This window comes from Aeromonas jandaei, assembly GCF_037890695.1.
Lineage (GTDB): Bacteria > Pseudomonadota > Gammaproteobacteria > Enterobacterales > Aeromonadaceae > Aeromonas > Aeromonas jandaei.
Window position 1 is genome coordinate 1,299,346 of sequence record NZ_CP149571.1, and the last position, 26,477, is coordinate 1,325,822.

The 26,477-nt window shown below is 59.3% G+C and carries 26 protein-coding genes; 10 read left to right on the top strand and 16 right to left on the bottom strand.

The genetic code is table 11. The features are described from left to right. Positions 1-116 precede the first annotated feature (116 nt). From thiC to thiH, 6 genes are all read left to right on the top strand, one after another. Complete coding sequence (thiC, locus tag WE862_RS06290) at positions 117-2,108, top strand: phosphomethylpyrimidine synthase ThiC (RefSeq protein WP_042032223.1); 1,992 nt, start codon at positions 117-119, stop codon at positions 2,106-2,108. Next, positions 2,105-3,721 carry a thiamine phosphate synthase gene (gene thiE / locus WE862_RS06295; protein WP_042032222.1) on the top strand — a complete coding sequence of 539 codons (1,617 nt, stop codon included), beginning with the start codon at positions 2,105-2,107 and terminating at the stop codon, positions 3,719-3,721. Before thiC ends, thiE begins: the two co-directional genes overlap by 4 nt. After that, complete coding sequence (locus WE862_RS06300; RefSeq protein WP_042032221.1) at positions 3,711-4,487, top strand: HesA/MoeB/ThiF family protein; 777 nt, start codon at positions 3,711-3,713, stop codon at positions 4,485-4,487. Before thiE ends, WE862_RS06300 begins: the two co-directional genes overlap by 11 nt. Beyond that, on the top strand, positions 4,484-4,690 hold the full coding sequence (thiS, locus tag WE862_RS06305) for a sulfur carrier protein ThiS (RefSeq protein ID WP_005357774.1): 207 nt from the start codon (positions 4,484-4,486) through the stop codon (positions 4,688-4,690). The genes WE862_RS06300 and thiS overlap by 4 nt, the downstream gene beginning before the upstream one ends. A 1-nt stretch (position 4,691) precedes the next feature. Further along, positions 4,692-5,459, top strand: coding sequence for a thiazole synthase (locus tag WE862_RS06310; RefSeq protein ID WP_042032220.1), 768 nt, complete (start codon positions 4,692-4,694; stop codon positions 5,457-5,459). A 104-nt stretch (positions 5,460-5,563) separates the two neighbouring features. Continuing rightward, on the top strand, positions 5,564-6,703 hold the full coding sequence (gene thiH, locus WE862_RS06315) for a 2-iminoacetate synthase ThiH (protein ID WP_042032219.1): 1,140 nt from the start codon (positions 5,564-5,566) through the stop codon (positions 6,701-6,703). 609 nt (positions 6,704-7,312) lie between these two features. Here thiH and WE862_RS06320 read toward each other — a convergent pair. The 6 genes from WE862_RS06320 to WE862_RS06345 form a co-directional block, all read right to left on the bottom strand. After that, the gene (locus tag WE862_RS06320) at positions 7,313-7,594 is read right to left on the bottom strand and encodes a hypothetical protein (RefSeq protein ID WP_042032218.1); all 282 of its coding nucleotides are present in this window, start codon (positions 7,592-7,594) and stop codon (positions 7,313-7,315) included. A 1-nt stretch (position 7,595) separates the two neighbouring features. Further along, the gene (locus WE862_RS06325; RefSeq protein WP_156128769.1) at positions 7,596-9,347 is read right to left on the bottom strand and encodes a hypothetical protein; all 1,752 of its coding nucleotides are present in this window, start codon (positions 9,345-9,347) and stop codon (positions 7,596-7,598) included. A 270-nt stretch (positions 9,348-9,617) separates the two neighbouring features. Next, the gene (locus tag WE862_RS06330; RefSeq protein ID WP_042032217.1) at positions 9,618-10,190 is read right to left on the bottom strand and encodes a GNAT family N-acetyltransferase; all 573 of its coding nucleotides are present in this window, start codon (positions 10,188-10,190) and stop codon (positions 9,618-9,620) included. Beyond that, a complete protein-coding gene (locus WE862_RS06335) occupies positions 10,190-10,606 on the bottom strand; it encodes a GNAT family N-acetyltransferase (RefSeq protein ID WP_041209661.1) in 417 nt (138 codons plus the stop codon). Before WE862_RS06335 ends, WE862_RS06330 begins: the two co-directional genes overlap by 1 nt. 28 nt (positions 10,607-10,634) lie before the next feature. Next, complete coding sequence (locus tag WE862_RS06340; RefSeq protein ID WP_042032216.1) at positions 10,635-11,270, bottom strand: Vat family streptogramin A O-acetyltransferase; 636 nt, start codon at positions 11,268-11,270, stop codon at positions 10,635-10,637. A gap of 23 nt (positions 11,271-11,293) precedes the next feature. Then, the gene (locus WE862_RS06345) at positions 11,294-11,611 is read right to left on the bottom strand and encodes a DUF6968 family protein (protein ID WP_042032215.1); all 318 of its coding nucleotides are present in this window, start codon (positions 11,609-11,611) and stop codon (positions 11,294-11,296) included. A 296-nt stretch (positions 11,612-11,907) separates the two neighbouring features. Between WE862_RS06345 and WE862_RS06350 the strand changes: the two genes are divergently transcribed. Together WE862_RS06350 and WE862_RS06355 are read left to right on the top strand one after the other, a co-directional pair. After that, entirely contained in the window at positions 11,908-12,807 is a 900-nt protein-coding gene (locus tag WE862_RS06350) for a GGDEF domain-containing protein (RefSeq protein WP_042032214.1), read from the top strand. Positions 12,808-13,236: 429 nt separating this feature from the next. Next, positions 13,237-14,511, top strand: coding sequence for an amino acid permease (locus tag WE862_RS06355; RefSeq protein ID WP_042032213.1), 1,275 nt, complete (start codon positions 13,237-13,239; stop codon positions 14,509-14,511). Positions 14,512-14,574: 63 nt separating this feature from the next. Here WE862_RS06355 and WE862_RS06360 read toward each other — a convergent pair whose 3' ends face one another. After that, entirely contained in the window at positions 14,575-15,213 is a 639-nt protein-coding gene (locus tag WE862_RS06360) for an exopolysaccharide biosynthesis protein (RefSeq protein ID WP_042032212.1), read from the bottom strand. A 204-nt stretch (positions 15,214-15,417) separates the two neighbouring features. Here WE862_RS06360 and WE862_RS06365 point away from each other — a divergent pair, with 204 nt between their 5' ends. Further along, a complete protein-coding gene (locus WE862_RS06365; RefSeq protein WP_042032211.1) occupies positions 15,418-16,044 on the top strand; it encodes an outer membrane beta-barrel protein in 627 nt (208 codons plus the stop codon). A 102-nt stretch (positions 16,045-16,146) separates the two neighbouring features. On the opposite strand, the gene WE862_RS06370 is transcribed toward WE862_RS06365, so the two are convergent. Beyond that, positions 16,147-17,070 carry a GGDEF domain-containing protein gene (locus WE862_RS06370; protein WP_042032210.1) on the bottom strand — a complete coding sequence of 308 codons (924 nt, stop codon included), beginning with the start codon at positions 17,068-17,070 and terminating at the stop codon, positions 16,147-16,149. A gap of 441 nt (positions 17,071-17,511) precedes the next feature. On the opposite strand from WE862_RS06370, the gene amt reads away from it, so the two are divergent. Further along, a complete protein-coding gene (amt, locus tag WE862_RS06375) occupies positions 17,512-18,939 on the top strand; it encodes an ammonium transporter (RefSeq protein WP_042032209.1) in 1,428 nt (475 codons plus the stop codon). Positions 18,940-19,036: 97 nt separating this feature from the next. On the opposite strand, the gene WE862_RS06380 is transcribed toward amt, so the two are convergent. The 8 genes from WE862_RS06380 to hslO form a co-directional block, all read right to left on the bottom strand. Beyond that, positions 19,037-19,504, bottom strand: a complete 468-nt coding sequence (locus WE862_RS06380) for a glycine zipper 2TM domain-containing protein (RefSeq protein ID WP_042032208.1) — start codon at positions 19,502-19,504, stop codon at positions 19,037-19,039. Between the two features lie 119 nt (positions 19,505-19,623). After that, complete coding sequence (locus WE862_RS06385) at positions 19,624-20,100, bottom strand: GNAT family N-acetyltransferase (protein ID WP_042032207.1); 477 nt, start codon at positions 20,098-20,100, stop codon at positions 19,624-19,626. A 14-nt stretch (positions 20,101-20,114) separates the two neighbouring features. Beyond that, a complete protein-coding gene (locus tag WE862_RS06390; protein ID WP_042032206.1) occupies positions 20,115-20,501 on the bottom strand; it encodes a DUF6559 family protein in 387 nt (128 codons plus the stop codon). A gap of 86 nt (positions 20,502-20,587) precedes the next feature. Beyond that, on the bottom strand, positions 20,588-20,992 hold the full coding sequence (locus WE862_RS06395; RefSeq protein WP_041209671.1) for a nitrous oxide-stimulated promoter family protein: 405 nt from the start codon (positions 20,990-20,992) through the stop codon (positions 20,588-20,590). A gap of 88 nt (positions 20,993-21,080) precedes the next feature. Further along, positions 21,081-22,883, bottom strand: coding sequence for an aminopeptidase P family protein (locus WE862_RS06400; protein WP_042032205.1), 1,803 nt, complete (start codon positions 22,881-22,883; stop codon positions 21,081-21,083). Positions 22,884-22,916: 33 nt separating this feature from the next. Continuing rightward, a complete protein-coding gene (locus tag WE862_RS06405) occupies positions 22,917-23,582 on the bottom strand; it encodes a GntR family transcriptional regulator (RefSeq protein ID WP_042032204.1) in 666 nt (221 codons plus the stop codon). Between the two features lie 191 nt (positions 23,583-23,773). Next, complete coding sequence (gene pckA, locus WE862_RS06410; protein ID WP_041209673.1) at positions 23,774-25,399, bottom strand: phosphoenolpyruvate carboxykinase (ATP); 1,626 nt, start codon at positions 25,397-25,399, stop codon at positions 23,774-23,776. 149 nt (positions 25,400-25,548) lie between these two features. Then, positions 25,549-26,433, bottom strand: coding sequence for an Hsp33 family molecular chaperone HslO (gene hslO, locus WE862_RS06415; RefSeq protein WP_033113738.1), 885 nt, complete (start codon positions 26,431-26,433; stop codon positions 25,549-25,551). Positions 26,434-26,477: the final 44 nt, after the last annotated feature.

Here is a 26,477-nt window from a genome sequence, read left to right on the forward strand (position 1 = left end):
GATCCATCCCGCGCGCACTCCCTCCCGAGATAAACTCCCCGCCGCAAGTTCATCTTCTCCTCGAACTCCAGACAAGCAAACACCCATAACTTCAACCAGTTAATGTGAGTTTTGCTATGTCTACTTCCGTATCTGATACCACCAAATCCAGCCGCCGCGAGCAGCGATCCAGCGCTCAGGCCTTTATCGACAGCCTCAAGGGGATGGCTCACCCCAACTCCCGCCGCATCTTTATCGAAGGCTCCCGCGCCGATATCCGGGTGCCCCTGCGTGAGATCCAGCTGGCCGACACCTTCGTCGGCGGCACCAAAGAAAATCCCCAATTCGAGCCCAACGAGCCGGTGCCGGTCTATGACACCTCGGGCCGTTACGGGGAGGAAGGGGTCGCCATCGACGTGCGCCGCGGCCTGCCGCGCCTGCGGGAGAACTGGGTGCTGGAGCGGGATGATACCGACGAACTGCCGGGCCTCAGCTCCACCTTCACTCAGGAGCGGCTGGCCGACGAGGGGCTGGATCACCTGCGCTTCGAGCATCTGCCAAAGCCGCGCCGCGCCAAGCCGGGTCGCCGGGTCACCCAGCTCCACTACGCCCGCGCCGGCATCGTCACCCCCGAGATGGAATTTATCGCCATTCGCGAAAACATGGGCCGCGAGCGGGTGCGCTCCGAGCTCCTGCGCACCCAGCATCCAGGCCGCGATTTTGGTGCCCGTTTGCCCCAGAACATCACCCCCGAGTTTGTGCGCGATGAGGTGGCCGCCGGTCGCGCCATCATCCCCAGCAACATCAACCACCCGGAAGCTGAGCCCATGATCATCGGCCGCAATTTTCTGGTGAAGATCAACGCCAACATCGGCAACTCGGCGGTCACCTCCAGCATCGAAGAGGAAGTCGAAAAGCTGGTCTGGTCGACCCGCTGGGGCGCCGACACCGTCATGGATCTCTCCACCGGCCGCTACATCCACGAGACCCGCGAGTGGATCCTGCGCAACAGCCCGGTGCCCATCGGTACCGTGCCCATCTATCAGGCGCTGGAGAAGACCAACGGCATCGCCGAAGAGCTCACCTGGGAGCTGTTCCGCGACACTCTGCTGGAGCAGGCCGAGCAGGGGGTGGACTACTTCACCATCCACGCTGGCGTCCTGCTGCGCTTCGTGCCGATGACCGCCAAGCGCCTCACCGGCATCGTTTCGCGCGGCGGCAGCATCATGGCCAAGTGGTGTCTCTCCCACCATAAAGAGAACTTCCTCTATCAGCACTTCCGCGAAATCTGCGAGATCTGCGCCGCCTATGACGTGGCCCTGTCGCTGGGCGATGGTCTGCGTCCGGGCTCCGTCTATGACGCCAACGACGAGGCCCAGTTCGCCGAGCTGCGCACCCTGGGCGAGCTCACCAAAATTGCGTGGGAGTACGACGTACAGGTGATGATCGAGGGGCCGGGTCACGTGCCGATGCACATGATCGAGCGCAACATGACCGAACAGCTGGAGCATTGCCACGAGGCGCCCTTCTACACGCTGGGCCCGCTCACCACCGACATCGCGCCGGGTTACGATCACTTCACCTCCGGCATCGGCGCCGCGCTCATCGGCTGGTACGGCTGCGCCATGCTCTGCTACGTGACTCCCAAGGAGCATCTGGGGCTGCCCAACAAGGAGGATGTGAAGCAGGGGCTGATTACCTACAAGATCGCCGCCCACGCCGCCGATCTGGCCAAGGGGCATCCGGGTGCCCAGATCCGCGACAACGCCATGTCCAAGGCGCGCTTCGAGTTTCGCTGGGAGGATCAGTTCAATCTGGCGCTGGATCCCGATACCGCCCGTGCCTACCACGACGAGACCCTGCCGCAGGAGTCCGGCAAGGTGGCTCACTTCTGCTCCATGTGCGGGCCCAAGTTCTGCTCCATGAAGATCACTCAGGACGTGCGCGACTACGCGGCCAAGCTTGAGGCGGTAGAAATCAAGCTGGTCGGCATGGATGGTCAGCAGGAGCAGGTAGTGGCTCAGGTGGAGAGCGGCATGGCCCGCATGGCCGAGACCTTCAAGGAGACCGGCGGCGAGATCTACCATCAGGCGGCGGCGCTGAAACAGGCCGCAGGGGAGGAGGCGTGAGCAGCGCAAGCGGGGCTGTCAGCCCCGCCGATCTGCTGCCTGTGACGGACCCCCGCCCAGTTGTCTGGACCATCGCCGGTTCCGACTCCGGCGGCGGTGCTGGTATTCAGGCCGACTTGCACACATTGCACGATCTTGGCGTGCACGGCTGCTCGGTCATCTCCGCCATCACAGCCCAGAACTCGGTGGCGGTGAAGATGGTCGACCCCGTGCTGATGCAGACCTTCACCGCCCAGATCGACGCCCTCGGCGTCGATCTGCCGCCCGCCGCCATCAAGATCGGCCTGCTGCCGACCCGGCTTCACGTCGAGGTGCTGGCCCGTCGACTGGCAACCATCGAGGCTCCCTTCGTGGTCTACGACCCGGTGGCCATTGCCAGCACCGGCACCCCGATGGCGGAGCCCAATATGCTGGAAGCGGTGCGCGAACAGCTGTTGCCGCGCCTCTCCTTGATCACCCCCAACGGCCCCGAACTGGAGGCCCTGACCGGCTTGCCGGCCAGCAGCCCAGAACTGGTGCGCCTTGCCGCCCAGCGGCTGCGCGAACTGGGCGCCCGCGCCGTGCTGGTCAAGGGCGGCCATCTGGGTTGGAGTGGTGAGCTCTGCCTCGACTACTACCAGGATGAGACCCGCGAATTCTGGCTCGCCGCGCCGCGTCTGAATACCCGCCACGGCCATGGCACCGGCTGCTGTTACGCCAGCGCCATCGCCGCCGTGGTGGCGCAGGATTATCCGGTGGAAGATGCCATTACCCTCGCTCGAGCCTACCTGCAACAGGGGCTGGCGGCGGCGCAGGGAGTGGGCGCAGGCCCGGGGCCCATCGCCCATCTCGGCTGGCCCGCCGATCTGGCTCACTTCCCCCGCGCCGTATTGGCGGGATCAGAGCTCGATCGCCGCTTCGGACTTTATGAGACAAGCAGCGCCCGCCTGCCGGATGGCCCTTTTGCCGCAACCGAACACCACCTCGGCCTCTATCCGGTGGTGGACTCGGTCAAGTGGCTGCGCCGCCTGCTGGGGCAGGGGGTCAAGACCATCCAGCTGCGGATCAAGAATCTGCCCGCCGCTCAGGTAGCACCGGCCATTCGCGATGCGTTAGCGCTCGGTCGCCGCCATGGGGCGCGACTCTTTATCAACGACTACTGGCAGCAGGCCATCGAGGCGGGCGCCTGGGGCGTGCATTTGGGGCAGGAGGATATGGAGACCGCCGATCTCGCCGCCATTCAGGCGGCCGGGCTGCGCCTTGGCATCTCCACCCACGGCTACTTCGAGCTGATGCGGGCCCGCGAGCTGGCCCCCTCCTATATCGCGCTGGGTCATATCTTCCCGACCAATACCAAGGCGATGCCTTCGCGCCCGCAGGGGCTGGTGCGGCTGCATCGCTACCGCGCCCTGATGGCGGAGTGGCCCACGGTGGCCATCGGCGGCATCAGCGAGGAGCGGGTGGCGGCGGTCAAGGCAAGCGGAGTCGGCAGCATCGCGCTGGTCTCGGCCATCACGGCCAGCGACGACTGGCAGGGGGCGACCGAGCGGCTGCTTGCTGCCGTGGGGGCAGGGGATGAGCCACGCTCGGCGCAGCTTATGACCGACATGCAGGAGGCTGTCCATGCTCTCTGATGCTGAGTATTTACGATACGGCCGCCAGCTGATGCTGGCGGAAGTGGGTGAAGAAGGGCAGGCACGGCTCAAGGATAAATCCGTGCTGATCGTCGGCCTTGGCGGGCTCGGCTCGCCGCTCGCCCTCTATCTGGCCGGGGCCGGGGTGGGCACCTTTTGGCTGGCCGATGGGGATACCGTCGATTCCAGCAACTTGCCGCGCCAGATCCTGTTCGATAGCGAGGCGGTCAACCACTCCAAGGCGGAGCTGGCCCGCGAGCGCTTGGCTGCCCACAACCCGCTGGTGGAGCTGATTGCCATCAACCAGCGGCTCGATGCCGCCAGCCTGCCGGAGTTTGTGGCCGAGGTAGATCTGGTGATCGACTGCTGCGACAACCTCGCCACCCGCCAGGCCATCAACGCCGCCTGCGTGGTTCAGGGCAAGCCTTGGATCTCCGCCGCCGCAGTGGGGTGGCAGGGGCAGTTGATGGTGCGAACCAGCAGTGATCACGCCTGCTACGCCTGCCTCTATCCGCTGGATACCAAGCTCGCCCAGAGCTGCGAGACCAGCGGCGTCACCGGCCCGCTGGTCGGGGTGATGGGCTCTTTGCAGGCGCTGGAGGCGCTGAAACTGCTGCTCGGGATGCCGAGCCCGGTCGCTGGCACATTGCGCCGCTTCGATGCTTTGACCCATCAGTGGCAGACCCTCACTCTGGCCCCCGATCCCGATTGCCCGGTTTGCGGGCAGTGCCGATGCCCGACACACGATAAGGAGATCACCCCATGACCCTCACCATTCGACTCAACGATAAAGCCCAGCCGCTGGCGGCAGGGCAGAGCGTGGCCGACCTGCTGGCGGCGCAAGACGTTAATCCACAGGGGGTGGCGGTGGCCCTCAACGGCGCCGTGCTGCCCCGTGGCCGCTGGGCCGAGACCCGTCTCAATGACGGGGACGAACTTCACCTCTTCACTGCCATTGCGGGAGGCTGACATGTTGACAATTGCCGATCACACCTTCTCATCGCGCCTCTTTACCGGCACCGGCAAGTTTGCCCGCCCGGATCTGATGGCCGCCGCCATTGAGGCGAGCGGTTCCCAGCTGGTCACCATGGCCATCAAGCGGCTCGAACCCGGCAAGGCCCACGACGATATCCTGAGCCCCTTGCTGCAACTCGGGGTCAAGCTGCTGCCCAACACCTCCGGCGCCAAGACTGCCGCCGAGGCGGTATTTGCCGCCCATCTTGCCCGCGAGGCGCTGGGGACGAACTGGCTGAAGCTGGAGATCCACCCCGATCCGCGCTACCTCTTGCCCGATCCCATCGAGACGCTGAAAGCCGCCGAGCAATTGGTGAAAGAGGGCTTTGTGGTGCTGCCCTACTGTGGCGCCGACCCCGTGCTCTGCAAACGGCTCGAAGAGGTGGGCTGCGCCGCCGTGATGCCGCTCGGCGCCCCCATCGGTTCCAATCAGGGGCTGGTGACCCGGGAGTTTCTCGCCATCATCGTCGAGCAGGCCAATGTGCCCGTGGTGGTGGATGCGGGCATAGGTGCGCCGAGCCACGCCGCCGCCGCCTTTGAACTGGGCGCCGACGCCGTGCTGGTCAACACCGCCATCGCCGTCAGCGGCGACCCGGTCGCCATGGGCCGCGCCTTTGCACTGGCCTGCACTGCCGGTCGCAGCGCCTATGAAGCTGGCCTTGGCGCCCGCGCCCTGCAGGCCCAAGCCTCCAGCCCGCTCACCGATTTTCTGGGGGCGTTATGAGTCATGATGCTGGTGCTATGGGTCGCTCCGAGCCTTTTGCACAACCCCAAGTACGCCCGAGTGATAGCCCCCCTCTCGGCTCTTCACAAAATAAGGGAGAGGAGTTGGGGGGGAGGGCTAAGGAGCCTTCCTTTATCGACCGCTGGCATGAGCTGGATTGGGACGATATCGGCATGCAGATCCGTGCCAAGACGGCCGCCGATGTGGCCCGCGCCCTGAGCGCACCACGCCGCACCCTGAGCGATTTTATGGCGCTGATCTCCCCAGCCGCCGAGGCGTATCTGCCACAGATGGCAGCCGAGGCCGAGCGGCTCACCCGCCAGCGTTTTGGCAACACCATCGGCTTCTATGTGCCGCTCTATCTGTCGAACCTCTGTGCCAACGACTGCACCTACTGCGGCTTCTCCATGAGCAACCGCCTCAAGCGCAAGACCTTGAATGCAGAGGAGATAGAGCGCGAGTGTCTGGCCATCAAGGCGCTCGGTTTCGACAGCGTGCTGCTGGTGACCGGCGAGCACGAGCACAAGGTGGGGCTCGCCTATTTTCGCGAGGTGATGCCCATCATCCGCCGCCACTTCTGCACTGTTGGGATGGAGGTGCAGCCCCTCTCGCAAGCCGAATATGCCGAGCTGAAAACCCTCGGCCTCGATGCCGTCATGGTCTATCAGGAGACCTACCACGCCCCCACCTACGCCCGCCACCATCTGCGCGGCAACAAGCGGGACATCGCATGGCGCCTCGCCACCCCGGATCGGCTCGGCCGCGCCGGTATCGACAAAATCGGGCTGGGGGCGCTGATCGGCCTCTCCTCGGACTGGCGCGCCGACAGCTACTTTGTCGCCGAGCACCTGAGCTGGCTTGAGCGCCACCACTGGCAGAGCCGCTACTCGCTCTCCTTCCCGCGCCTGCGCCCCTGCACCGGCGCTCTGGAGCCTGCCGTGGTCATGTCTGATCGCCAGCTGGCCCAGCTTATCTGCGCCTGGCGCCTCTTCTCGCCCACGCTGGACTTGTCGCTATCGACTCGCGAGTCCGCCACCTTTCGCAACGGCGCGGTGCGCCTTGGCATCACCCAGATGTCGGCCGAGTCGCGCACCCAGCCGGGAGGCTATGCCGAGGGGGGGGCGGAGGAGCTGGAGCAGTTCGCCATCCACGACGACCGCCCGGTGGGGGAAGTGGCCGCCGCCGTGCGACAGGCCGGGTTGCAGCCGGTGTTCAAAGACTGGGAGCCGTTTTTGGGCCGTTAACGACGGTTACACCTGCGATAACAGACAGCGGCAAGCAGATCGGAGGGGCTGATCCCCGCCACTGTTTGCCGCTTTGCGTTGTCTGCTGCAACAGAATTGTCTCTCTGGTGTAACGATGGCTATTGATATCGTTTCGCCAGTGCAAAAATCGTGGCGGTTGGTCAGCCCATCGAATATGCCATTGCGCCCATTAGCAATGGCCGATTTGGGGTAAGAGTTGTGCCGGTTGCCGCTATGCAGAACATGTCTATGCGAACAATCGTAGAGTCGATTAGCCGTCAGGCGTAATCGTCCGTTTTACCGCTTTAGGGAAGTTCGATAGCATGGCTTCGCCGTGCAGGACGCGAGGCCGCTGGCCTCGAAGGGGTTTCGCCCCCCCTTCGAACTTGGGCGAGTAACTTTTCTTTGTGTGGCTAAAGAAAGGCCACCCCTCGCTAATACGACCGCAGCGCGGTTTCTCCTCGAGGGATTGGAGGGGGGGGGCTCCAAGACTTGCCCATCATCACTTAATAGGGCGTAGTCGTAGGAGTAATACGCGACGCGTTTTATACCACCAATTGCAAATGATTACATTCAGGTTGTTAAACGCACCCCACGAGCATTACTCCATTAATTGAAATTAGCGTAATTTAGTGATGATTCAAAAACACTCCTGATTTCAGCGTTTTGTATTTTTTGTATTTCTGATGATAAATCAAAAATATATTGGTCTGAATGAAAGTCGCCATGATTGTAAAGGTTTATTAGAGTAATAATTCCTTTTAAATCCCGATAGTAAGGGAATTTTTTTATATCATGTTGACTAAAAAGATACTCAGCAATTTCAGGTTTGTATACAACCAAATCTGACAAAGAGCTTAGTAGCTGTTTTTCATCTAAAGTAAGTTCCATGTCAGGCTCCTTTCTTAAGCTCGTTTTTCAGTATTTTCCTAATTTTTCGATATGTATACTCATTGTGAAAAGGCATAATGCTAGAATCATACATCCTTCTTAATATCACTTTTTCTTTGGCTCGTCCATCAATAGTCCACATGGGCTCTTTTTTTAGTTCTAACTCAAGAACCATTCCAATTGCACCTTCATCAAGAGATAAGGTTTTAGATCCATTTGACGGCTCGCTCCATAAGGCGACCCCTCGATGTGGCTTATCACCAGAACCAGTAGATCTCAGTGTCATACCTAATGCAGTGACTGATAAGACAGATGTTCCCGGATCATCAGAAAGAACTGCGGAATATTTACCTGGCCACCTTTGACTCAATTGAGGTCCATCCAAAAGTAAGCTGATTACTAAATTTGGACCAATTGCTCTAACTGCTTGAGCTACAGGCTCCTGTCTTGCCAGATCTTCACAAATTAACGGACATAGTTTCACACCATTTTTTGTATGAAGGCTGGAAAGTTGTCGTCTCCCAATTCTAATGTTTTCCCACCATTTTTTATTAGGGTCTAATGATGATGATAAATTGTAGTTTCTTAATTGGTTTTTGTCTAAAAACCAACGGTGGTGTTTGCTTTGTTCGAAAGAAAAATATTTTCCCGTCTCGCTTAAGAATGCAAGTCTGGCAACGTTAGAACTACATTCACCGTCTCTTCCATATACGCCAGCTAATAATGAGGGAGCTCGTTCTTTAAAGCAAAAATAAAGTATCTTTTTGAATTTCTCATACGTTTCGTTATTGATTGAACATTCAGGAAGGACAATCAGGTCAATGCTGCCACACCGCCTAATTGCGGATAAAACAGCAGATAAAAAATTCTTTGGTGAGGGTTCTTTATCTGGTGTGTAATTAAAGAAACCAAAGTATGGATCCATCTCAATATCATTTGATTCTGGACTAACAGCCATAAAACTATCTGGTTCAATTGTCATCGGCCATGGCAAGATCAATACATTGTAATTTTTGCTTTTATTATTTCCTGATGCAACCCTAACCACTGGTTTTACTGAAGGCTTAATACAGGCTATATTATGGCTCATATTATTTATTGTTAAGCCTGACTGTGGAACACTAGATTTATATGTAACGAATCCATACTTATCTTGATTGTCAGCTAAATTTTGTGGTTGCTCAATATGTGATATATTTCCATTTCTGACTTTCTTGCCTTTTGACATTGAAATGACAATGTCTCTTATTATTAGATAAGAACCAAGTTCTCCACCGTGATGTTTATTGGATATGCCTGTGTCTGAAAAGAGTTCGTCCACAGATAGAAATAATAAGAACAATCCCTTTGAAAAATCTCTCTCATTGATTAGGTCATATACAGATTTATTGAGATTGCTCTTTTTAAAGACGTTCTCTAATGCTCTGTATAACTCAAGATCAAAAAATCGACTAGTATTGTTTTTATTCAAAATATAAGAAATAAAATTATTCCAGCTTTCAGAAATAGACTTTACCAGGGCTCTATCTTGTTCTGTCCATATAAAGTGGTCTTGAGGTGAGACTAATAGCCTATACTTGTCAGTATATTCTATTATTGCGTGTGCGATTATGAAAACATTGGGTGGCCACGCAAGTATTGAATTAAGATCGTCTTTCTGAGGTAAGTCAATTTTTGTTGGGAAGTATATACCTTGATACTTTGATGTTTTTATATTTGGGAAGTAATTTTTAATGAATGTTATGAGTTTCATATTTTGTAGTTGACGTGTAAATGTTCAATTGTTAAATACGATACTAGTATTTTAGAATAGTATAAAGTAATTTATTTTTAATGTGTGATGTAAGGCATTATACAATCTCTCAGACAGCGTAGAGATCGTAGGTACCGATTAATCTGTCAAACCAACGTCTCTAGCAGCGGAGTCTGTCCTCAGCCAATCGAATGCATGGACATCTATTTTATAACAGGGATGCAACGGATTTATGGATGAATTCGGGAAGGCTTTAAATTATGACGATGCTCAGGCCAACCGGCATGCATGGCCTACCTTGCTACAGATTGGAGCAGGGGCGTCGATATGTGCACCCATAGGCTGGCCATGTAGGAAGATACGGTTCCTTGCCCGACACTCAAAGGCGGCCCCGGCAGCGATGGCAACAGCTTCGCTGGCGGTGTTGCCAACCCCCATCACGATCTCCAGCCGAAATAGTCCCAACTGCTGAAAACCAAAGTCACGGAGCAGGGCGACAGCCTGTCGGGCGATACCGCATCCTTGGCGGGATTGGCGTACCCAATAGCCGATATTGCCGTAACGATGATGGGGCGACAGCTGGTTGATTCCTGCGCCACCCAGCAGTTGGCCGGTGGTGGCGCAGAAGATGCCCATGTCAAAGGCGCGTCCCGCTGCACAATCCTGATCGCAGCTGGCAAACCACTCCAGTGCACTTTCCCGGGTAAATGAACGGGAGCACCAGCTCATCCATTTGCCGACCGTCTCGATCGATTCGTGGGCCGCGCGGACAAACTCGTCTACATCAGCCGGTTCGAACGGGCGGATCACGATATTGGCATTGGCAAGGCGCGGGAGAGTCATCACTTATCCTGCTTTTTCAGAAAGTAACTGATATGCCCCGGCGGCATATCGGGCAGCTGGCCAAAGACTTCGTAACCCTGCTTCTGGTAGAAGGGAAGAGCCTGAAAACTGGTGGTTTCCAGATGGTAGTTGCTAATGCCCTTGCTTTGGGCGTACTGCTCCATGGCGCCCAGCAGGCGGCCACCCCAGCCATCGCGGCGGATGCTTTCGTCGATCCAGAGCCAGTCGACGTGCAGCCAGCCCCACTTGATGTCGGCGATGATGCCGCCGTGTACCTTGCCCTCTTCATCCTTGATAAAGCTGGCGATCCGCTCGCGCAGATGGGTGCCGGCGTGACCCGTGTTGAAGCCCGAGAGACCAATGCGCAGCGCTTCGATCTCATCATCCTGAGGCGGTTGGGGTGGGGTGAGTTGCATAGTGCTTCCTGCTTGATGGTGGTTGTCTCTATGGGGTTGCCGCTTCCAGCGCGGCTATCTCGCCGCCGCTGATAAGCGGCAGGTTGCGGCTGATCTGCTCCACCGGCCAGTCCCACCAGGCGATGGCGTTGAGACGGGCGATGGTGTCGTCGTCGAAGCGGTAGCGGATCACCTTGGCGGGATTGCCGCCGACCACGGCGTAGGCGGGCACGTCTCCGGTGACCACGGAGCGGGCGGCGATAATGGCGCCGTTGCCGACCTTTACTCCCGGCATGATCAGGGCGTCATAGCCAATCCAGACATCGTTGCCGATGACGGTATCGCCCTTGTAAGGGAGGCTGCCCGGGGCGGGGGCGGCGCTCTCCCAGCCGTTGCCGAAGATAAAGAAGGGGTAGGTGGAGAAGCCGGAGGTCTGGTGGTTGGCGCCGTTCATGATGAACTTCACCCCGCGGGCGATGGCGCAGAATTTGCCGATGATGAGCCGGTCGCCGATGAAGGGGAAGTGGTAGAGGATGTTGCGCTCGAAGCCCGCCGAATCCTCCGGGTCGTCGTAATATGTGTAGTCACCCACCTCGATATTGGGCCCCTTGATGGTGTTCTTGATAAAGCACACCTGGGGGAAGCCGTTCATGGGGTGGGGATTGGCGGGATCGGGTCCGTGCATCTGGTCTCCTTGGATGGGCCGGGCTAGAGCGCCGGGAAGTAGCAGGCGCTCATGTCGATGGGGTGATCGGGGCAGCCCGGCAGATAGAACTGCCAGCCCGCATCGGAGAAGGCGCGCAGCTCGGTCTCGACAAACTTGATGGCGAGGCTCAGGGCCTGCAGGCTGTCGATACCGTAGATAAAGGTCTTGTCGCTCAGCCCCGCCAGCTTCACCTTGCAGCGCCAGTCACCGCCAGCCGAGCGTGGATCCGGCTCGGGGGCCTTGATGGCGATCTTGAGGGTGAGCTGTTCCCCTTCGAGGCTGACCGCCTCGAAACGGGCTTTGACGATGGCATTCTTCATCCTGCAACTCCTTGTGCGATTCCCCTCCTGCGGCATCGGGCTGCGTCTCCATGGAGGGATAAAAATGGGGGCGAGCCAAAGGAGCCTAAACGAAGGCTCTTTTTGAAACAATGGGATATGGGGGAATCCCGGTGGTTTGCTCGCTGCGCCGGGCTGTTCCACCATGCGGGGTACACTTGCTGTAAAGGATTGTTGGCTACCGCTGCAAATCTATCTCTTATGCTGATTGCTGGTGGAGCGCCGGGTTGGGGCACAATATGCGGTCCCCTGTTTGCCGCTGAAGTACAGGAGCATCTATGACACTGTCGGTATTGCAGCTTTACGAGGTGATGGCCCAGTTGCCCGACCCGGTCTTTATCCTGAGTGAAGATGGTTATTACGTGGAATACATAGGGGGCATGGAGCACCAATCCTATCAGGACGGCAATCCGCTGGCTGGCAAGCGGCTGCTGGATGTGCTGCCGGAGGCGATGTCCCTCTGGGTGATGGCGCAGGTCGCACTGGCGCTCAACAGCGGTCTGGTGCGGGTGGTGGAGTATGAGTTGGCGGCCAGCGAGGTGGGTGGCATCAACGCCGGTGTCGGGCCGCAAGGCGTACAGCGCTTTGAGGGCAAGATTGCACCGCTCCCCTCCCTCTATGACGGCAAGCGGGCGGTCGCCTGGGTGACCCGCAATATCACCCGCCAGTTCGAGTTGCAGCAGCGCCTGCAGCGCCAGAGCGAGACCGACCAGCTGACCGGCCTCCATAACCGCCGTTACTTCTTCGAACATTGCCAGCAGGTGAGAGGCAGCGAGGCCCCCTGCGGCCTGCTTATGCTCGACATCGATCACTTCAAGCAGATCAACGACCGCTTCGGCCATCAGCAGGGGGATCTGGCACTGCAGCGCTTTGCCACCTGCGTCGATGGCCGGCTGCGGGCAGACGATCTCTTTGTACGCAGCGGTGGCGAGGAGTTCGCGATCCTGCTGCCACGGCTTGATGAGGCCGCTTTGCTGCAGATGGCCGAGCAGATCCGCGCCGCGGTCGAGGCGCTGCCTGCCGAACCGGTCGGTATGACGGTCAGTCTGGGGGCCACGCTGGTGGCGCCGGGTGAGGATATCAATGTGGCGCTAGCCCGTGCCGACGAGTGGCTCTACGAGGCCAAGCGGACGGGGCGCAATCGGGTAGGATATGGCCCGGCACCGGCCGGAAATTAATGCGTTAGCGCTTGTTGATGCAAACATTAATTGGATGAAAAGTTCGCCATATTATTTCACTGATATCTCGCGGGCTATGGTGGTAATATTGGCTGCCCGATCGCTGTTCTTATTTGTGTTGTTGGGCAACAGAACAAGGGTTTATCGGTATGTTATCAAACGGGGATAAATGGGTGTGCTGGTGACGAATGCGATACATCTCGCCCCGTTTTGAAACAATCCGATTCAAACGGTCATGAATTATTAACCTTGACCCGGATGGCGATTTCAACGATGGTAGCGTGGCATCTCCATTTCACTCCGGTGGCCCTGTTGGCCGCTGGCGGATTTGCTTTTTCTGCACCTGCGGCCAAATGCCGCCTGATATTGCCATCCTGTTATTCGGGCCAATAAAAATAATGATGACAGATTAATAAGGTATATATTGCAATGAGTGTTTCTATTGCTGAAAAGAGTAACCCGGTTTCAAAATTGAAATGGGAGAAAAGTGATTCGGTATGGACCATGGGCTTATATGCCACTGCGGTCGGTGCCGGTACGCTATTTCTCCCAATTACCGTCGGCAGTAATTCGCCGGTTATTTTATTGTTTATTTTGCTGCTCGCATTTCCGCTCTCTTATTATTCCCATCGGGCGTTGAGCCGCTTTGTGCTCTCCAGCTCCCACAAGGAGGGGGATATCACCCATGTGGTGGAGGAGCACTTCGGGGCGCGGGCGGGCAAGCTGCTGATGCTGGTCTATCTGACTGCCTTCTACCCCATCATTCTGGTCTACAGCATCTCCATCACCAACGCGATCCAGAGCTTTGTGGTGCACCAGCTAGGGGATGCCGAGATCCCGCGCGGTCTGCTGGTGCTGGGGGTGATGCTGGGTCTGCATCTGGTGCTGCTGGCGGGCAAGCAGATCGTGGTGTCGGCCATCAGCATGCTGGCGCTGCCCATGGTCGCCTTTCTGATCGGCCTCTCCATCTATCTGCTGCCCCAGTGGAGCCTCTCCTACTTCAGCGAGAGTCAGGCGGTGGACTGGCGTGATCCGGCGTTCTGGAAATCCCTCTGGCTGATCGTGCCGGTGATGGTGTTTTCGTTCAGCCATGCGCCCATCATCTCCTCCTTCAGTGCGGCGCAGAAGAAGCGCTGTCAGGAGAGCGCCGACCTGCGCGCCAAGCGGATCATCAAGTGCAGCAGCCTGCTGATTTGCGGCAGCGTGCTCTTCTTCGTGGTGAGCTGCGTGATGAGCCTGAGTCAGGCCGAGATGGCGCAGGCGCGCATCGACAATATCTCGGTGCTGTCGGCGCTGGCGAACAAGTTCTCCAATCCGCTGATCGCTTATGTGGGGCCGCTTATCGCCATTCTGGCCATGTCCAAATCCTTCCTCGGCACCTCCATGGGGGTGAGCGAGGGGACGGTGAGCATGGTGAGCGGTGCCTGTCAGGGGCTGGGACTTTCCCTGCGTGAAGCGACCATCGCGCGGGTCTCGTCGGTGATCCTGTTCGTGGTGACCGGGGTGATTACCTACCTCAATCCGAACGTGCTGGAGATCATCGAGAAGGTGAGCGGGCCGCTCATCGCGGTGATCCTGTTCCTGCTGCCGGCCTGCTCCATCTATCGTCTGCCTGCCCTCAAGCGTTATCGCGGGGCGAGTACCCTCTTCGTGCTGGTGATCGGGCTGCTGGCCATCTCGGCCCTTATCTACGATCTGCTGTAACGGCGGATCCCGCACAAGTCAAAAAGGGCGACCAACCGGTCGCCCTTTTTCTTTGCCTCGGATTTAGCCGAGCAAACTGGTGGCGCTCTGGCCCGCCATCAGCAGGCCGGCCGCCAGTACGCCGAACCAGACCAGAGTTGCGCTCACCAGCAGATAGCCGCCGGCGACAAACAGACCATCCCGCTGCAGCATGCCGGTGGCCAGCAGCAGAATGGCCCAGGCGGGCAGGGCGTTGGTGAAGGGAATGGCGCCAAGGGGTAGCATCAGCAGCAGGGCGGCCAGCATGATCAGCAGGCCGTTGCAGCGGTTGATGGTGGTGCTGGCGGTCAGAGCAAGCAGGCGCGGGCGGATAACGCGATCGACCCAGGCCAGCAGATCCGCACCCTTGTGCAGGGTCGGCTTGAGCTGGTCTGCAGCGAAGCGGCGCTCCATCAGGATGGCGGGCAGCCAGGGCACCCGGTTGAGGGTAATGCCAATGCCGATAAAGAGGATCAGCAGGCCAAACGGGGTGCTGACGCCGGGGATCGAGACCGGCAGCAGAAAGGGGACGGTGAGCAACACGCAAAACAGCAGCATCCCCTGCTCGCCGACCAGCGCGAGCATCTGGCGCAGGCTGATATGGCTCTCCTCGATAGCGTGGGCGGTGGCCCGCAGGGTATTGGCGAGGGTGTGTTGCGGGTCGTTGAGGGGGGCTGTCGCCATCTCCGGCATCCTTCTGCTGTCGGCTTGTGCCGGGCCACCATGACCCGGATTGGGCGCCAGCATACGTGGCCGCGGTTAATGGCCGATGAATGACGCAGGTGCTTTTAACGCCGCGGAAAATGAGCCGGTACAGGTGCCATTTAGGATGGCGGAGAGGGCATTCTGGTATGCTTTTTGAGCAAAATGGATTGGCCGGAGGTGAGGATGAGACGAGTCGGGATGGTGATGATGGGGGCACTGCTGCCCCTTGGGCAGGCGTGGAGCGGCGAGGGGGAGGCTGGGGCCGAATTGCGCTGGCAGGTGACGCCATTTTACGGCTACAGCTCCGCCATCGATTTCAAGCGCAGCGACGATCCGCAACCTGTGCCGGTGTCGACCAGCCTCGACGAGCTGAAGGGGCAGGCCTCCGGCAGTTGGGGGCTGTTCATCAGCAGGGAGGTGGATGACCCCGGCATGATCGAGCTGCTCTACAGCCACCAGTCCACCACCCTCTCCCCCGATCAGCCGGATCGCCTGACGGTGGATACCCTGCACTTCGCCGGTGCACTGACCCTCGCCGACAACCTGCTGGCGCCCTATATCGGTGCCGGTATCGGGGTAACGCGCTTTGCCGCCTATGACAGCGAGGTGATGCCCTCCATGTCGCTGGCGCTCGGGGTTCAGCCCCGCCTGTCCGAGCATCTGGCCCTGCGGGCCGAGGTGCGGGGCTACGGTTCGCTTGCCAACGACAGCAGCGAGTTTCTCTGCAACCCGGATCAGTGCCTGTTCAAGGTGAAGGGGGATCTGGTGACCCAGTGGCAGGCCAATATCGGGCTCACCTTCCGCTTTTAGGCGGCGGGAATGTCACGGATAGAGAAGGGGCCATAAGGCCCCTTTTCCATCAGCCACGTTATAGCCAGGTCATCCATCACCCGGTCGTTCTCCAGACTGGGTTCACTCTCCGTTATTGGCAGGGATAGCCGACACATAGCGGTCTCTGCCTGCCTCCTTGGCGCTGTAGAGCGCCTGATCCACCCGCTTGAACAGCGAGACCGCCGGCTCCCGCGGCCCGCGAATGCCGAACCCGATGCTGACTGTCAGAGGATGGGCCGGATCGGGGGCTATGGTGCGGGTTGCCGCCAGCAGGGTCGCTGCCAGCTGCTCCAGTTTCGTCTGGTTGGCGTCGGGTAGCAGGATTGCGAACTCCTCACCACCGACGCGGGCTGCCAGCCCTCCGGCCGGGCAGTGCTGTTGCAGCAGGGCGCCAAACTGCTGCAACACCTTGTCCCCCATGTCGTGGCCGAAGTTGTCGTTGATCCATTTGAAGTGATCGAGATCGAGCAGGAGCAGCACCTGATACTCCCCCTCTCCCAAAAACAGCTGCTGATGAAAGTAGCGCCGGTTGGGCAGTCGGGTCAGCTCGTCAAACAGCGCCTGTTGTCTGAGCTGGCTATTGATATGAAAGAGGTAATGCATGGTGCTCAGGATACCGATGCTGCTCAGCAGGATACCGCTGGATCGCAGCAGATCTTCGGCGTAGATGGCGATCCAGAGCGGCTGGGCGACCAGCTCGTCCATGATGTCGGCGGTCGCTCCCAGGATCCACAGCATCAGGCCGCAGGAGAGCAGGCGGTAGGTTTTGGCTGGCAGATGGGCGCACTGCACCACCCAGAACAGAAAGATCATGGTGAGCCAGTTGACCAGCTCGAACCCCAGGCTGCTGACATGGATCCGCTCGGCGGGGTAGTGGGGCAGCAGGGTGAGATGGGTGGAGATGATGGTCAGCACCAGTATCCCCAGCAGGGCGCTATGGGCGCGGTGTTCTGCGTCAAAGTGACGATAGCGGGCGACGCTGAGGTCGAGACGATCGGACTGCATGGTGTTCCTCGGATTGGGCCTGCCATCAGAGTGTCGAAAATGGCCCTCATCATGAATCTGTCGTGCCGTTTGTGGCGGCATGGCGTTCAGCCAGTGTAAACGGCGAGCCGGCCGGGCGCGATGATCATCACTCCGGCCTGTGGGGTTGCGCCTGATTTTGTGCATTTCTGGTGCGAGGGGGACCGCTTGCCCTGTCACAGGGCGACCGGCAGTGGCTTAGCGCAACGCACGCGCCATTTTGGTGCAAAAAGGAGTTTGTTTATATCTAATATTATGATTTAAATGAGTTTTAACTTTTGGCCCACTTTATGCTTTTTACCATCAGGCGGTCATTTCAGGCCATCTGCGCCCGGCGAATCGAGGCTCGCGAGCAGTGGCCACAAGTTCAATCAAGGAAACGGAGCCGGTTTATACCGGTACGACAGGGAAGGAGAGTGCTCTATGGTCAAAAAATGGATGATGGCGGGTCTGCCGATATTGATGGCGTTGCTGGTGACCCCAAGTTGGGCCGATGAGGTCTCTCAGGTTCAGGCTGCGGTGGCACCGGTTGCCAGCGTGACGATCAACAAGGGCGACAACACCTGGATGCTGCTCTCGGCCGCACTGGTGATCCTGATGTCGATCCCCGGTCTGGCGCTCTTCTACGGCGGGCTGGTGCGCGCCAAAAACATGCTGAGCGTGCTGATGCAGGTGTTTACCCTGTTCTGCCTCATCTGCGTGCTCTGGATTATCTACGGCTACTCGCTTGCCTTTACCGAGGGCAACAGCGTGTTCGGCTCCTTCAGCAAGGTGCTGCTCAAGGGGGTCACTCCTGACTCCATCGCGGCTACCTTCAGCAAGGGGGTCGGTATCAGCGAGTTCATCTATGTGGTGTTTCAGGGGGCCTTTGCCGCCATTACCTGCGGTCTGATCGTCGGTGCCTTTGCCGAGCGCATCAAGTTTGCCGCCGTGCTGCTCTTCTCGGTCATCTGGTTCACCTTTGCCTACATTCCGCTGGCCCATATGGTGTGGTACTGGGCGGGGCCTGATGCCTACACCAGCGCCGATGCGGCTGCTGCTGCAACCGCCACCGCCGGTTATCTGTTCCAGCATGGTGCGCTGGACTTCGCGGGCGGCACCGTGGTGCATATCAACGCCGCAGTGGCGGGTCTGGTGGGGGCCTATCTGGTGGGCAAGCGTCTGGGCTACGGTCGTGATCCCATGACGCCCCACAGTCTGACCATGACCATGATCGGCGCCTCCCTGCTCTGGTTCGGCTGGTTCGGTTTCAACGCCGGCTCCGCGCTGGAAGCCAACGGTGTTGCGGCGCTGGCCTTTATCAACACCTGGGTAGCTCCGGCTGCGGCAGCCCTGTCATGGACGCTGGCCGAGTGGGTGATGAAGGGGCGTCCCTCCCTGCTGGGTGCGGCCTCCGGCGCCGTCTCCGGTCTGGTGGTGATCACTCCGGCAGCCGGTCTGGTCGGCGTCGGTGGTGGTCTGGTGATGGGCCTTATCAGTGGCGTGGCGGGTCTGTGGGGTGTCCACGGTCTCAAGCGCCTGCTGGGTGCTGACGACAGTCTGGACGTGTTTGGTGTGCACGGGGTGTGCGGCATTCTCGGCGCCCTGCTGACCGGTGTCTTTGCCAGCCCGGATCTGGGCGGTACCGGGGTGTGGGACTATGTCACCAATCAGGTGGCCGAGGGTTACTCCATTCTGGCGCAGGTGAAGATCCAGGCCATCGGGGTTGGCGTGACCATCCTCTGGTCCGGTGCCGTGGCGGCGATCTCCTTCAAGCTGGTTGACCTGGTGGTGGGTCTGCGGGTGAACGGCGATGCCGAGCGGGAAGGGCTGGATGTGACTACGCATGGCGAGAAGGCCTACAGCATGTAATCCAGAACGTCAGACAACAAAAAAACCGCCGGTTCCGGCGGTTTTTTTATGGTGCAAGCGCGGTGGCGCTTTTAGTTCGAACTCTTAGTTCGCACTCTTAATTCACGACAGCCACGTTGATGCTACCGTTACCTTGGGTCATGCGGACGCGGGCACCCGGGGTGAAGGTGGGGCTGGCTTTCTGCACCACTACGATGGCTTCGCCGTTCTCTTTCTTGATCTCCAGTTCGACGCCGTCGACCTGATTCATCTTGTTGCCGATGGCGTTACCGGCTGCGGCACCGGCGATGGCGCCGCCTGCGGCTGCGATATCGCGACCGGTGCCACCACCAACGGTGCTGCCCAGCAGACCGCCGACAACGGCGCCGCCGATGGTACCCATCAGGGAGTTCTCATCGGCCTGGATCTTGACCGGGCGGGTAGAGATGATGGTGCCGTAGCTGACGGTTTGAACCTGCTTGGCACGGTCTTTGGTGTAGACATCGCCAGAGTAGACATCGCTATTGGCGCAACCAGTGATGGTGGTGGCGGCCAGCAGGGCAATAATGGTCATTCGTTTCAACATGATAGGCCTCCAAGGCTGAATAGAATTCAAACAATCAGTTCGATGAATTGAACTTTACTCCAAGCAAGCGGGACATGAAATCGGCAAAATGTAACCAATTATGCGTTCTGTAACCGCTTTTATCCTTGAATCGCAGCTGTATCAGTGAGCTTTTTGACCAGCACCAGCCGATCCTCGCCGGGGCCGAAGTAGTCGGCCACCTCTTCGACCAGCTGATAACCGAGCCGGTAGTAGAGGCGCTGGGCCGGGTTGGCGGGATCGACCGTGAGCTGCAATTCGCTGATCTGCAGCCCCTCCATGTTGCTCTCCATCTGACGCATCATCCGCTCGGCCAGCCCGAAACCACGCGCCTCGGGCAGTACCGCCAGCGAGAGTACCCACCCTTTGGCTCGCTCCTGACCGAAGCCACCCAGCACATAGCCCACCAGATGCCCTTCATACTCGGCTACCAGCAGCAGCTCGGGCCACAAATCCATCGCCTGACGGAAGAAGAAGGCGGGATAGACATCTTCGCCAAAGACCTTGGCATCGATCTGCCAGATGGCGTGCATGTCGGTATGGGTCGCGGGGCGCAGCAGGGGCGGGTTGTGGTGCATCAAGGCGTCTCTGGTCAATATTGGCGAAAGGTGATGCCCTGGGTCTGTACCTTGCGATCGCTGCCACCGCGCCATTGGGCGGGGCGGGCCAGCTCGCGGACATCCAGAGCGGTATAGGCAATGTCGTGGTGAAACAGGCTCTCGGCGAGCGACTGGCGCAGGGCGAGCAGCCGCGCATCGTCGAGTTGCCAGCCGCTGACCAGTTCAGGCGCGCTTTCATGGCGATAGAGCGCGAAGTAGTAACCAAGCCAGCGGGTCGGCAGTTTATGGATCCTGGCCTGGGTCAGCAACTGTCCTGCGCTGTATTGCTCGCAGGCGCCATACTCTTTGGCCAGGATCGCCGACATCGCCAGATAGCGACGCAGGGCCCGACGCTCACGAAAACGGGTAAACCAGCTCATCTGTTTCTCCACTGTTCAGGGCAGACAAGGGGTCTGCGCCAGACAAGCAGATCTTAGCGATTGATTTCTGAATCCTGCATGAGCGATCAGGGGGGAAGCGGGCGGCTGTGGGGCAGTTTGGGGGCCTTGCGCCAGCCATCGAGCAGATGGCGGATGGCCAGCCAGGGGTGGCGCAGTAGCATGCGGGGGCCACTCCAGCGCATCACCTGCTGGATCTGTTTGCGCATCGCTGGAGCATAGCAGTGGATGTTGCAGTTGGCGCAGGTTGGCTTGTGACCGTGGCCGTAACGGCAGCGGGTGAGCCGCTGGTGGGCGAAATCCCGCAGCTTGCGACAGTGACGGCAGTGGGGATCCTGATGATGGTGCTGGCAGTAGAGGCGGATCATGGCACTGACTGTCCGCTGCTCGCGCACCAGTCTGGGGTGAAGAGTCGCCGCTTTGCCGGTGCTGGCGTGCGCGCCCCTTGCTGGGTTGGCTTGATGAATTTTCATGGTCGCCATTTTCCTGACCAGCCCGGGCAGGGTGTTGATACAGGTCAAAAGGGGGGGCAAAAAAACAGGGCCCGCAGGCCCTGTGTCATCAGATGAGGCTGGTTGCCTGCTCCAGCCAGGCGAGATCCTCGCCTTCGAGCAGCGGGCTCAGGCGGCGGAACACCTCGGCGTGATACTCGTTGATCCAGCGGAATTCGGCCGGGCTCAGCAGGCTGCGGTCGATCAGGCGGGTATCGAACGGTACATAGGTCAGACGCTCGAAGCCCAGCATTGGCAGCTCGCCGATCTGCTCCAGCTCGCTCACCACCACCAGGTTTTCGCAGCGGATACCAAAACCATCTTCGCGGTAGTAGCCCGGCTCGTTGGAGAGCACCATGCCCGGTTGCAGCGCCACCATGTTCCCTTTCGGGGCGATGCGCTGGGGCCCTTCGTGGACGCTCAGGAAGTGGCCGACGCCGTGACCGGTGCCGTGGTCGTAGTTGTAACCGGCTTGCCACAGCGGCATGCGGGCCAGCACGTCGAGCTGGATCCCGGCGGTGCCCCGCGGGAAGCGGGCCTGATCCAGCGCGATATGACCCTGCAGCACCCGGGTAAACATCGCTTTCTGCTCGTCGGTCACTTCACCCACCTTGATGGTGCGGGTGATGTCGGTGGTGCCATCCATGTATTGGCCACCGGAATCGAGCAGGTAGAGGCTGTCCTGACCAAACGCACGGGGAGTGCCGTTGGTGTGGTGGTAGTGGCACATGGCGGCGTTGGGGCCGAGCGCGGAGATAGTATCGAAGCTCGGCTCGACGTAGTGCTCCTGCTCGCGGCGGAACGCTTCCACCTGATCGGCCAGAGTGCCTTCATCCACCCCTTCAAACTCGCCGGAGGCGATCAGCCGATCCAGCCAGGCGAGGAAGCGGGTCATGGCCACGCCGTCGCGCAGATGAGCGGCGCGCATGCCGGTCAGCTCGACCTCGTTCTTGCATGCCTTCGGCAGCATGGTGGGGTCTTGGCCAGCTACCAGAATGGCGCCCGCCTCTTCCATGATGAGCTGGGTCCAGGCGTTGGCGCTGTCCGGGTCGGCCAGCACTTTCTGTTGATCTTCACCGATGCGCTGCAGCACGTCGCCCAGCTTGTCGATGGGGTAGACGGAGACATCCTGCCCCACGTGCTGGCTGAAGGCGAAGCAGTCGATCTTGTCGGTATCGACGAAGAAATCCATGGTGGTGTTGGCGTAGAGCACGGCAAAACCGAGCACCACCGGCAGCCGCTCGATATCGCGGCCACGCAGGTTGAGCAGCCAGTTGATGGGCTCGGCCTGGGTCAGCAGCACGGCATCGAGGCCGCGCTTGCGCAGATCGGCGGCCAGCTGTTCGCGCTTGGCCTGGCTCGACTGGCCCGCCAGCTCTTCGCTGTAGAGGATGACCGGCGTCTTGGTCGGCTCGGGACGATCGCTCCAGTTCAGGTCGATGGGGTTCTGCTCGACCCGCACCAGCTCGATGCCGCGCTCGGCCAGCACCGCTTTGGCGTTCTTGTACCAGGTCAGGCTGTGCAGACGGGCGTCGAAACCGACCCGGGTGCCGGAGGGCAGCTGCTCGTCCAGCCACTGGACATGGGGATCTTCAACCAGATGGAGAAATTCGAACAGCTCGGACGGCGCCTGCATGCGGGCCTGCACCGTGTAGCGACCATCGACGAAGAGGGCGGCACGCTGGGCCATGATGATGGCGACGCCGGCGGAGCCATTGAACCCGGTGATCCAGTCCAGCCGCTCGGCGTAGGCGGGGATGTACTCGCCGAGGTGCTCATCATCATGGGGGACGATAAAGGCGTCCAACTCCTGCATGGCCAGCTCGGCCCTGACTTGGGCGACGCGGGTTTCAATTATCTCGAAATTATTCATGTCGTTAGTGCCAGATGGTTGCTTTATGAGTGTTCATTTTTTGTGGCCGCCAGCCAGGATCCGCTTGATCGACTGGCCTGCTGCCTCGATATGCTGCCTGAGCAGCACCACTGCCTCGTGCTTGCGCCGGGCGCGGCACAGCTCCAGCAGTTGGGCGTGTTCACGCTCCGCCTTGTCCACGCCATCGGTGGCAAAGAGCAGCTCGAAGCGGACATAGCGGTCACAGCTCAGATTGATCTGGGCGATCAGTTCAAGTGCCTGGGGGCGACCGGCTGCCTGATAGAGGGTGGCGTGAAAGCTGTGGTTCAACTCGGCCCAGTGTTCGATCTGGGTGCCTGACTCCAGGGCGTGATCAAACTGGGCGAGGATGGCCTCCGCCTTGGCGAAGGTGGCTTCCGTCATCTTGTCGACGGCGTGGAACAGGGTATCGGCTTCCAGCAGCGCTCGCAAATAAAAGAGCTCGTCGATGGCTGCGGCGTCCAGCATGGTGACGACGGCGCCGCGATGGGCCTCGAATTTCACCAGCCCCTGCGCTTCCAGCTGCATCAGGGCTTCCCGCACCGGAATGCGGCTCACGGCCAGCTCCTTGGCGATGGCATCCTGACGCAGAGGGGCGCCGGCGGGGAACTCCCCACGGAGGATCCGGCCGCGGAGGTTTTCCATCACCATCTGGGTTCGGGTCTTGTAGGGTGGGGTCATGGTCGGGTCACGATTGGGCGTTACAAAATTGTATATTGTATAAAGTTTGGCTGAATCTACCCCGTCACACTCGGCATGGCAAGGTTTAGGGGCTCGCCGCGGCGTGGCTGGCGGCGTTCGGAACTCCACAAAGACAAAAATGCCGGTCAGCGTGGCTGACCGGCATCATCTCGTTGATGCGAAGGGGTCTGTTACAGCTGCGGACCTGCCGCTACCAGACGTTTGCCCTCGTCGTTATCGGTGAAGCGCTCGAAGTTCTTGATGAAGCGCTGGGCCAGATCCTGCGCCTTGGCATCCCACTCGGCCTTGTTGGCGTAAGTGTCGCGCGGGTCGAGGATGGCCGGGTTCACGTCGTGCAGTGCAGTCGGCACTTCCAGATTGAAGATCGGCAGCACCTTGGTCTCGGCCTTCTCGATGGAGCCATCCAAGATGGCGTCGATGATGGCGCGGGTATCCTTGATGGAGATGCGCTTGCCGGTACCGTTCCAGCCGGTGTTGACCAGATAGGCCTCTGCACCTGCCGCTTCCATCCGTTTCACCAGCTCCTGACCGTACTTGGTCGGGTGCAGGGAGAGGAAGGCTGCGCCGAAGCAGGAGGAGAAGGTCGGGGTCGGCTCGGTGATGCCGCGCTCGGTACCAGCCAGTTTGGCGGTGAAGCCAGAGAGGAAGTGGTACTTGGTCTGCTCCTTGGTCAGCTTGGAGACCGGGGGCAGCACGCCGAAGGCGTCGGCAGTCAGAAAGATCACCTTGGTGGCGTGACCTGCCTTGGAGACCGGCTTGACGATGTTCTCGATGTGATAGATCGGGTAGGAGACGCGGGTGTTCTCGGTACGGGAGCCATCATCGAAGTCGATGGTGCCATCGGCAGCAACGGTCACGTTCTCCAGCAGCGCATCGCGGCGGATGGCGTGGTAGATATCCGGCTCGGCCTCTTCGGAGAGCTTGATGGTCTTGGCGTAGCAGCCGCCTTCGAAGTTGAACACGCCGTGGTCATCCCAGCCGTGCTCGTCATCGCCGATCAGCTGACGCTTGGGATCGGTGGAGAGGGTGGTCTTGCCGGTGCCGGAGAGGCCGAAGAAGATGGCCACGTCGCCGTCTTGACCCACGTTGGCGGAGCAGTGCATGGAGGCAATGCCGCGCAGGGGCAGGAAGTAGTTCATCATGGAGAACATGCCCTTCTTCATCTCGCCACCGTACCAGGTGCCACCGATGAGCTGCATCTTCTCGGTCATGTTGAAGGCAACAAAGTTCTCGGAGTTGAGACCCTGCTCCTTCCAGTTCGGGTTGGTGCACTTGGCACCGTTCATCACCACGAAGTCAGGCTTGAAGGTTTTCAGCTCTTCATCGCTCGGGCGGATGAACATGTTTTTCACGAAGTGTGCCTGCCAGGCCACCTCGGTGATGATGCGCACGGCCAGGCGGGTGTCCGGGTTGGCGCCGCAGAAGCCGTCGACCACAAACAGGCGCTTGCCGGAGAGCTGTTTGGTGACCAGCCCTTTCAGATGTGACCACACTTCGGGGGTAATCGCTTTGTTATCGTTTTTACCCTGGTCAGACCACCACACAGTATCCTGGGTAGTGGCATCTTTGACGATATATTTATCTTTCGGAGAGCGGCCGGTGAAGATACCGGTGTTGACGTTGACGGCGCCCAGTTCGGTGACGACGCCGCGCTCGAACCCTTCCAGGTCAGGGCGAGTCTCTTCCGCGAAAAGCTGCTCGTAAGAGGGGTTGCGAACGATTTCCTGGCTGTTTTTGATGCCGTACTGGTCCAGTCCTAATTGTTGGGCCAGGGTGGGTTCTGCCACGATTGTCATTGTATTCTCCTGGGTTCAGAGGTTTGTAGGGTTCTATCTGACGTTCATCCTATCACTTAGGTGGTAGAGTTTAGCGATCGCCATCAAACTTTATAAAATAGGGTGTTTTTTTGTTATTAAAGTTAAAGGCGGGTTTTGCCCGCCTTTAATTAGTGTAACTTGTTTGCATCATTGCCGGGAGCCCTGCTGAACAGGGTTTCGACATCGATCCCATTAAATTGGTACTGGGCGCCGCAATAATCACAGTGCATGTCGATCTTGCCGAGCTCCTGCACCATATCCATCACCTCTTCCTTTTCTATCTGCAGCAGGGCCCCTTCGCAGCGCTCGCGGGAGCAGGTGCAGCGGAACTCGACCGCCTGCGGATCGAACACCCGCACCTTGTCCTGATGGTAGAGACGGTAGAGGATCTCCTCGGCTTCCAGACCGAACAGCTCTTCATCCTTGATGGTGCTGGTGAGCTGGGTCAGGTGCTCGAAGTCGTTGCTGTGATCCTCGCTCTGAGCGGGCAGCTCCTGCAGCATGATGCCGGCAGCGCGCGGTTCGCCCTCGTGGTAACCGGTGCGGATCCACAGCTTGGTCGCCAGCTGCTCGGACTGGGCAAAGTAGTGCTCCAGACAGCCAGCCAGGGTGTCGGCGTCCAGCGCGATGATGCCCTGATAGCGTTCACCCTGATCCGGCGTGATGGTGATGACCAGCTGGCCGTTGCCGATCAGGCTCTGCAGCTTGTTGTCGCTCGGCAGTTCGCCTTCAAAGCGGGCCACGCCGCGCAGCTGCTGGTTGTGGTCACCGTTGATGACGGCCAGACGCACCGGGCCATCGCCCTGCAGCTGAACGGTGATGGAACCTTCAAACTTGAGGGTGGCGGTCAGCAGGCTGGTGGCGACCAGCAGCTCGCCCAGCAGTTTTTGCACCTGCACCGGGTAGTTCTGGGCTTCCACCACGTGGCGGTAGGTGTGATCCAGCTGGACCAGCTCGCCACGTACTTCGTACTCTTCAAACAGATAGCGATACAGCAGATCTTGGTTGCTCATCATATGTTCCTGGGTTCTTCGGTGAGGTAAATCGGGCGGGCTGG

What these genes read in the sequence shown, in the direction of transcription:
- thiC (WP_042032223.1), top strand. Translation starts at nt 117, where the DNA reads ATGTCTACTTCCGTATCTGATACCACCAAATCCAGCCGCCGCGAGCAG.
- WE862_RS06300 (WP_042032221.1), top strand. Translation starts at nt 3,711, where the DNA reads ATGCTCTCTGATGCTGAGTATTTACGATACGGCCGCCAGCTGATGCTG.
- thiS (WP_005357774.1), top strand. Translation starts at nt 4,484, where the DNA reads ATGACCCTCACCATTCGACTCAACGATAAAGCCCAGCCGCTGGCGGCA.
- WE862_RS06310 (WP_042032220.1), top strand. Translation starts at nt 4,692, where the DNA reads ATGTTGACAATTGCCGATCACACCTTCTCATCGCGCCTCTTTACCGGC.
- WE862_RS06320 (WP_042032218.1), bottom strand. Translation starts at nt 7,594, where the DNA reads ATGGAACTTACTTTAGATGAAAAACAGCTACTAAGCTCTTTGTCAGAT.
- WE862_RS06325 (WP_156128769.1), bottom strand. Translation starts at nt 9,347, where the DNA reads ATGAAACTCATAACATTCATTAAAAATTACTTCCCAAATATAAAAACA.
- WE862_RS06330 (WP_042032217.1), bottom strand. Translation starts at nt 10,190, where the DNA reads ATGACTCTCCCGCGCCTTGCCAATGCCAATATCGTGATCCGCCCGTTC.
- WE862_RS06335 (WP_041209661.1), bottom strand. Translation starts at nt 10,606, where the DNA reads ATGCAACTCACCCCACCCCAACCGCCTCAGGATGATGAGATCGAAGCG.
- WE862_RS06340 (WP_042032216.1), bottom strand. Translation starts at nt 11,270, where the DNA reads ATGCACGGACCCGATCCCGCCAATCCCCACCCCATGAACGGCTTCCCC.
- WE862_RS06345 (WP_042032215.1), bottom strand. Translation starts at nt 11,611, where the DNA reads ATGAAGAATGCCATCGTCAAAGCCCGTTTCGAGGCGGTCAGCCTCGAA.
- WE862_RS06350 (WP_042032214.1), top strand. Translation starts at nt 11,908, where the DNA reads ATGACACTGTCGGTATTGCAGCTTTACGAGGTGATGGCCCAGTTGCCC.
- WE862_RS06355 (WP_042032213.1), top strand. Translation starts at nt 13,237, where the DNA reads ATGAGTGTTTCTATTGCTGAAAAGAGTAACCCGGTTTCAAAATTGAAA.
- WE862_RS06360 (WP_042032212.1), bottom strand. Translation starts at nt 15,213, where the DNA reads ATGGCGACAGCCCCCCTCAACGACCCGCAACACACCCTCGCCAATACC.
- WE862_RS06365 (WP_042032211.1), top strand. Translation starts at nt 15,418, where the DNA reads ATGAGACGAGTCGGGATGGTGATGATGGGGGCACTGCTGCCCCTTGGG.
- WE862_RS06370 (WP_042032210.1), bottom strand. Translation starts at nt 17,070, where the DNA reads ATGCAGTCCGATCGTCTCGACCTCAGCGTCGCCCGCTATCGTCACTTT.
- amt (WP_042032209.1), top strand. Translation starts at nt 17,512, where the DNA reads ATGGTCAAAAAATGGATGATGGCGGGTCTGCCGATATTGATGGCGTTG.
- WE862_RS06380 (WP_042032208.1), bottom strand. Translation starts at nt 19,504, where the DNA reads ATGTTGAAACGAATGACCATTATTGCCCTGCTGGCCGCCACCACCATC.
- WE862_RS06385 (WP_042032207.1), bottom strand. Translation starts at nt 20,100, where the DNA reads ATGCACCACAACCCGCCCCTGCTGCGCCCCGCGACCCATACCGACATG.
- WE862_RS06390 (WP_042032206.1), bottom strand. Translation starts at nt 20,501, where the DNA reads ATGAGCTGGTTTACCCGTTTTCGTGAGCGTCGGGCCCTGCGTCGCTAT.
- WE862_RS06395 (WP_041209671.1), bottom strand. Translation starts at nt 20,992, where the DNA reads ATGAAAATTCATCAAGCCAACCCAGCAAGGGGCGCGCACGCCAGCACC.
- WE862_RS06400 (WP_042032205.1), bottom strand. Translation starts at nt 22,883, where the DNA reads ATGAATAATTTCGAGATAATTGAAACCCGCGTCGCCCAAGTCAGGGCC.
- WE862_RS06405 (WP_042032204.1), bottom strand. Translation starts at nt 23,582, where the DNA reads ATGACCCCACCCTACAAGACCCGAACCCAGATGGTGATGGAAAACCTC.
- pckA (WP_041209673.1), bottom strand. Translation starts at nt 25,399, where the DNA reads ATGACAATCGTGGCAGAACCCACCCTGGCCCAACAATTAGGACTGGAC.
- hslO (WP_033113738.1), bottom strand. Translation starts at nt 26,433, where the DNA reads ATGAGCAACCAAGATCTGCTGTATCGCTATCTGTTTGAAGAGTACGAA.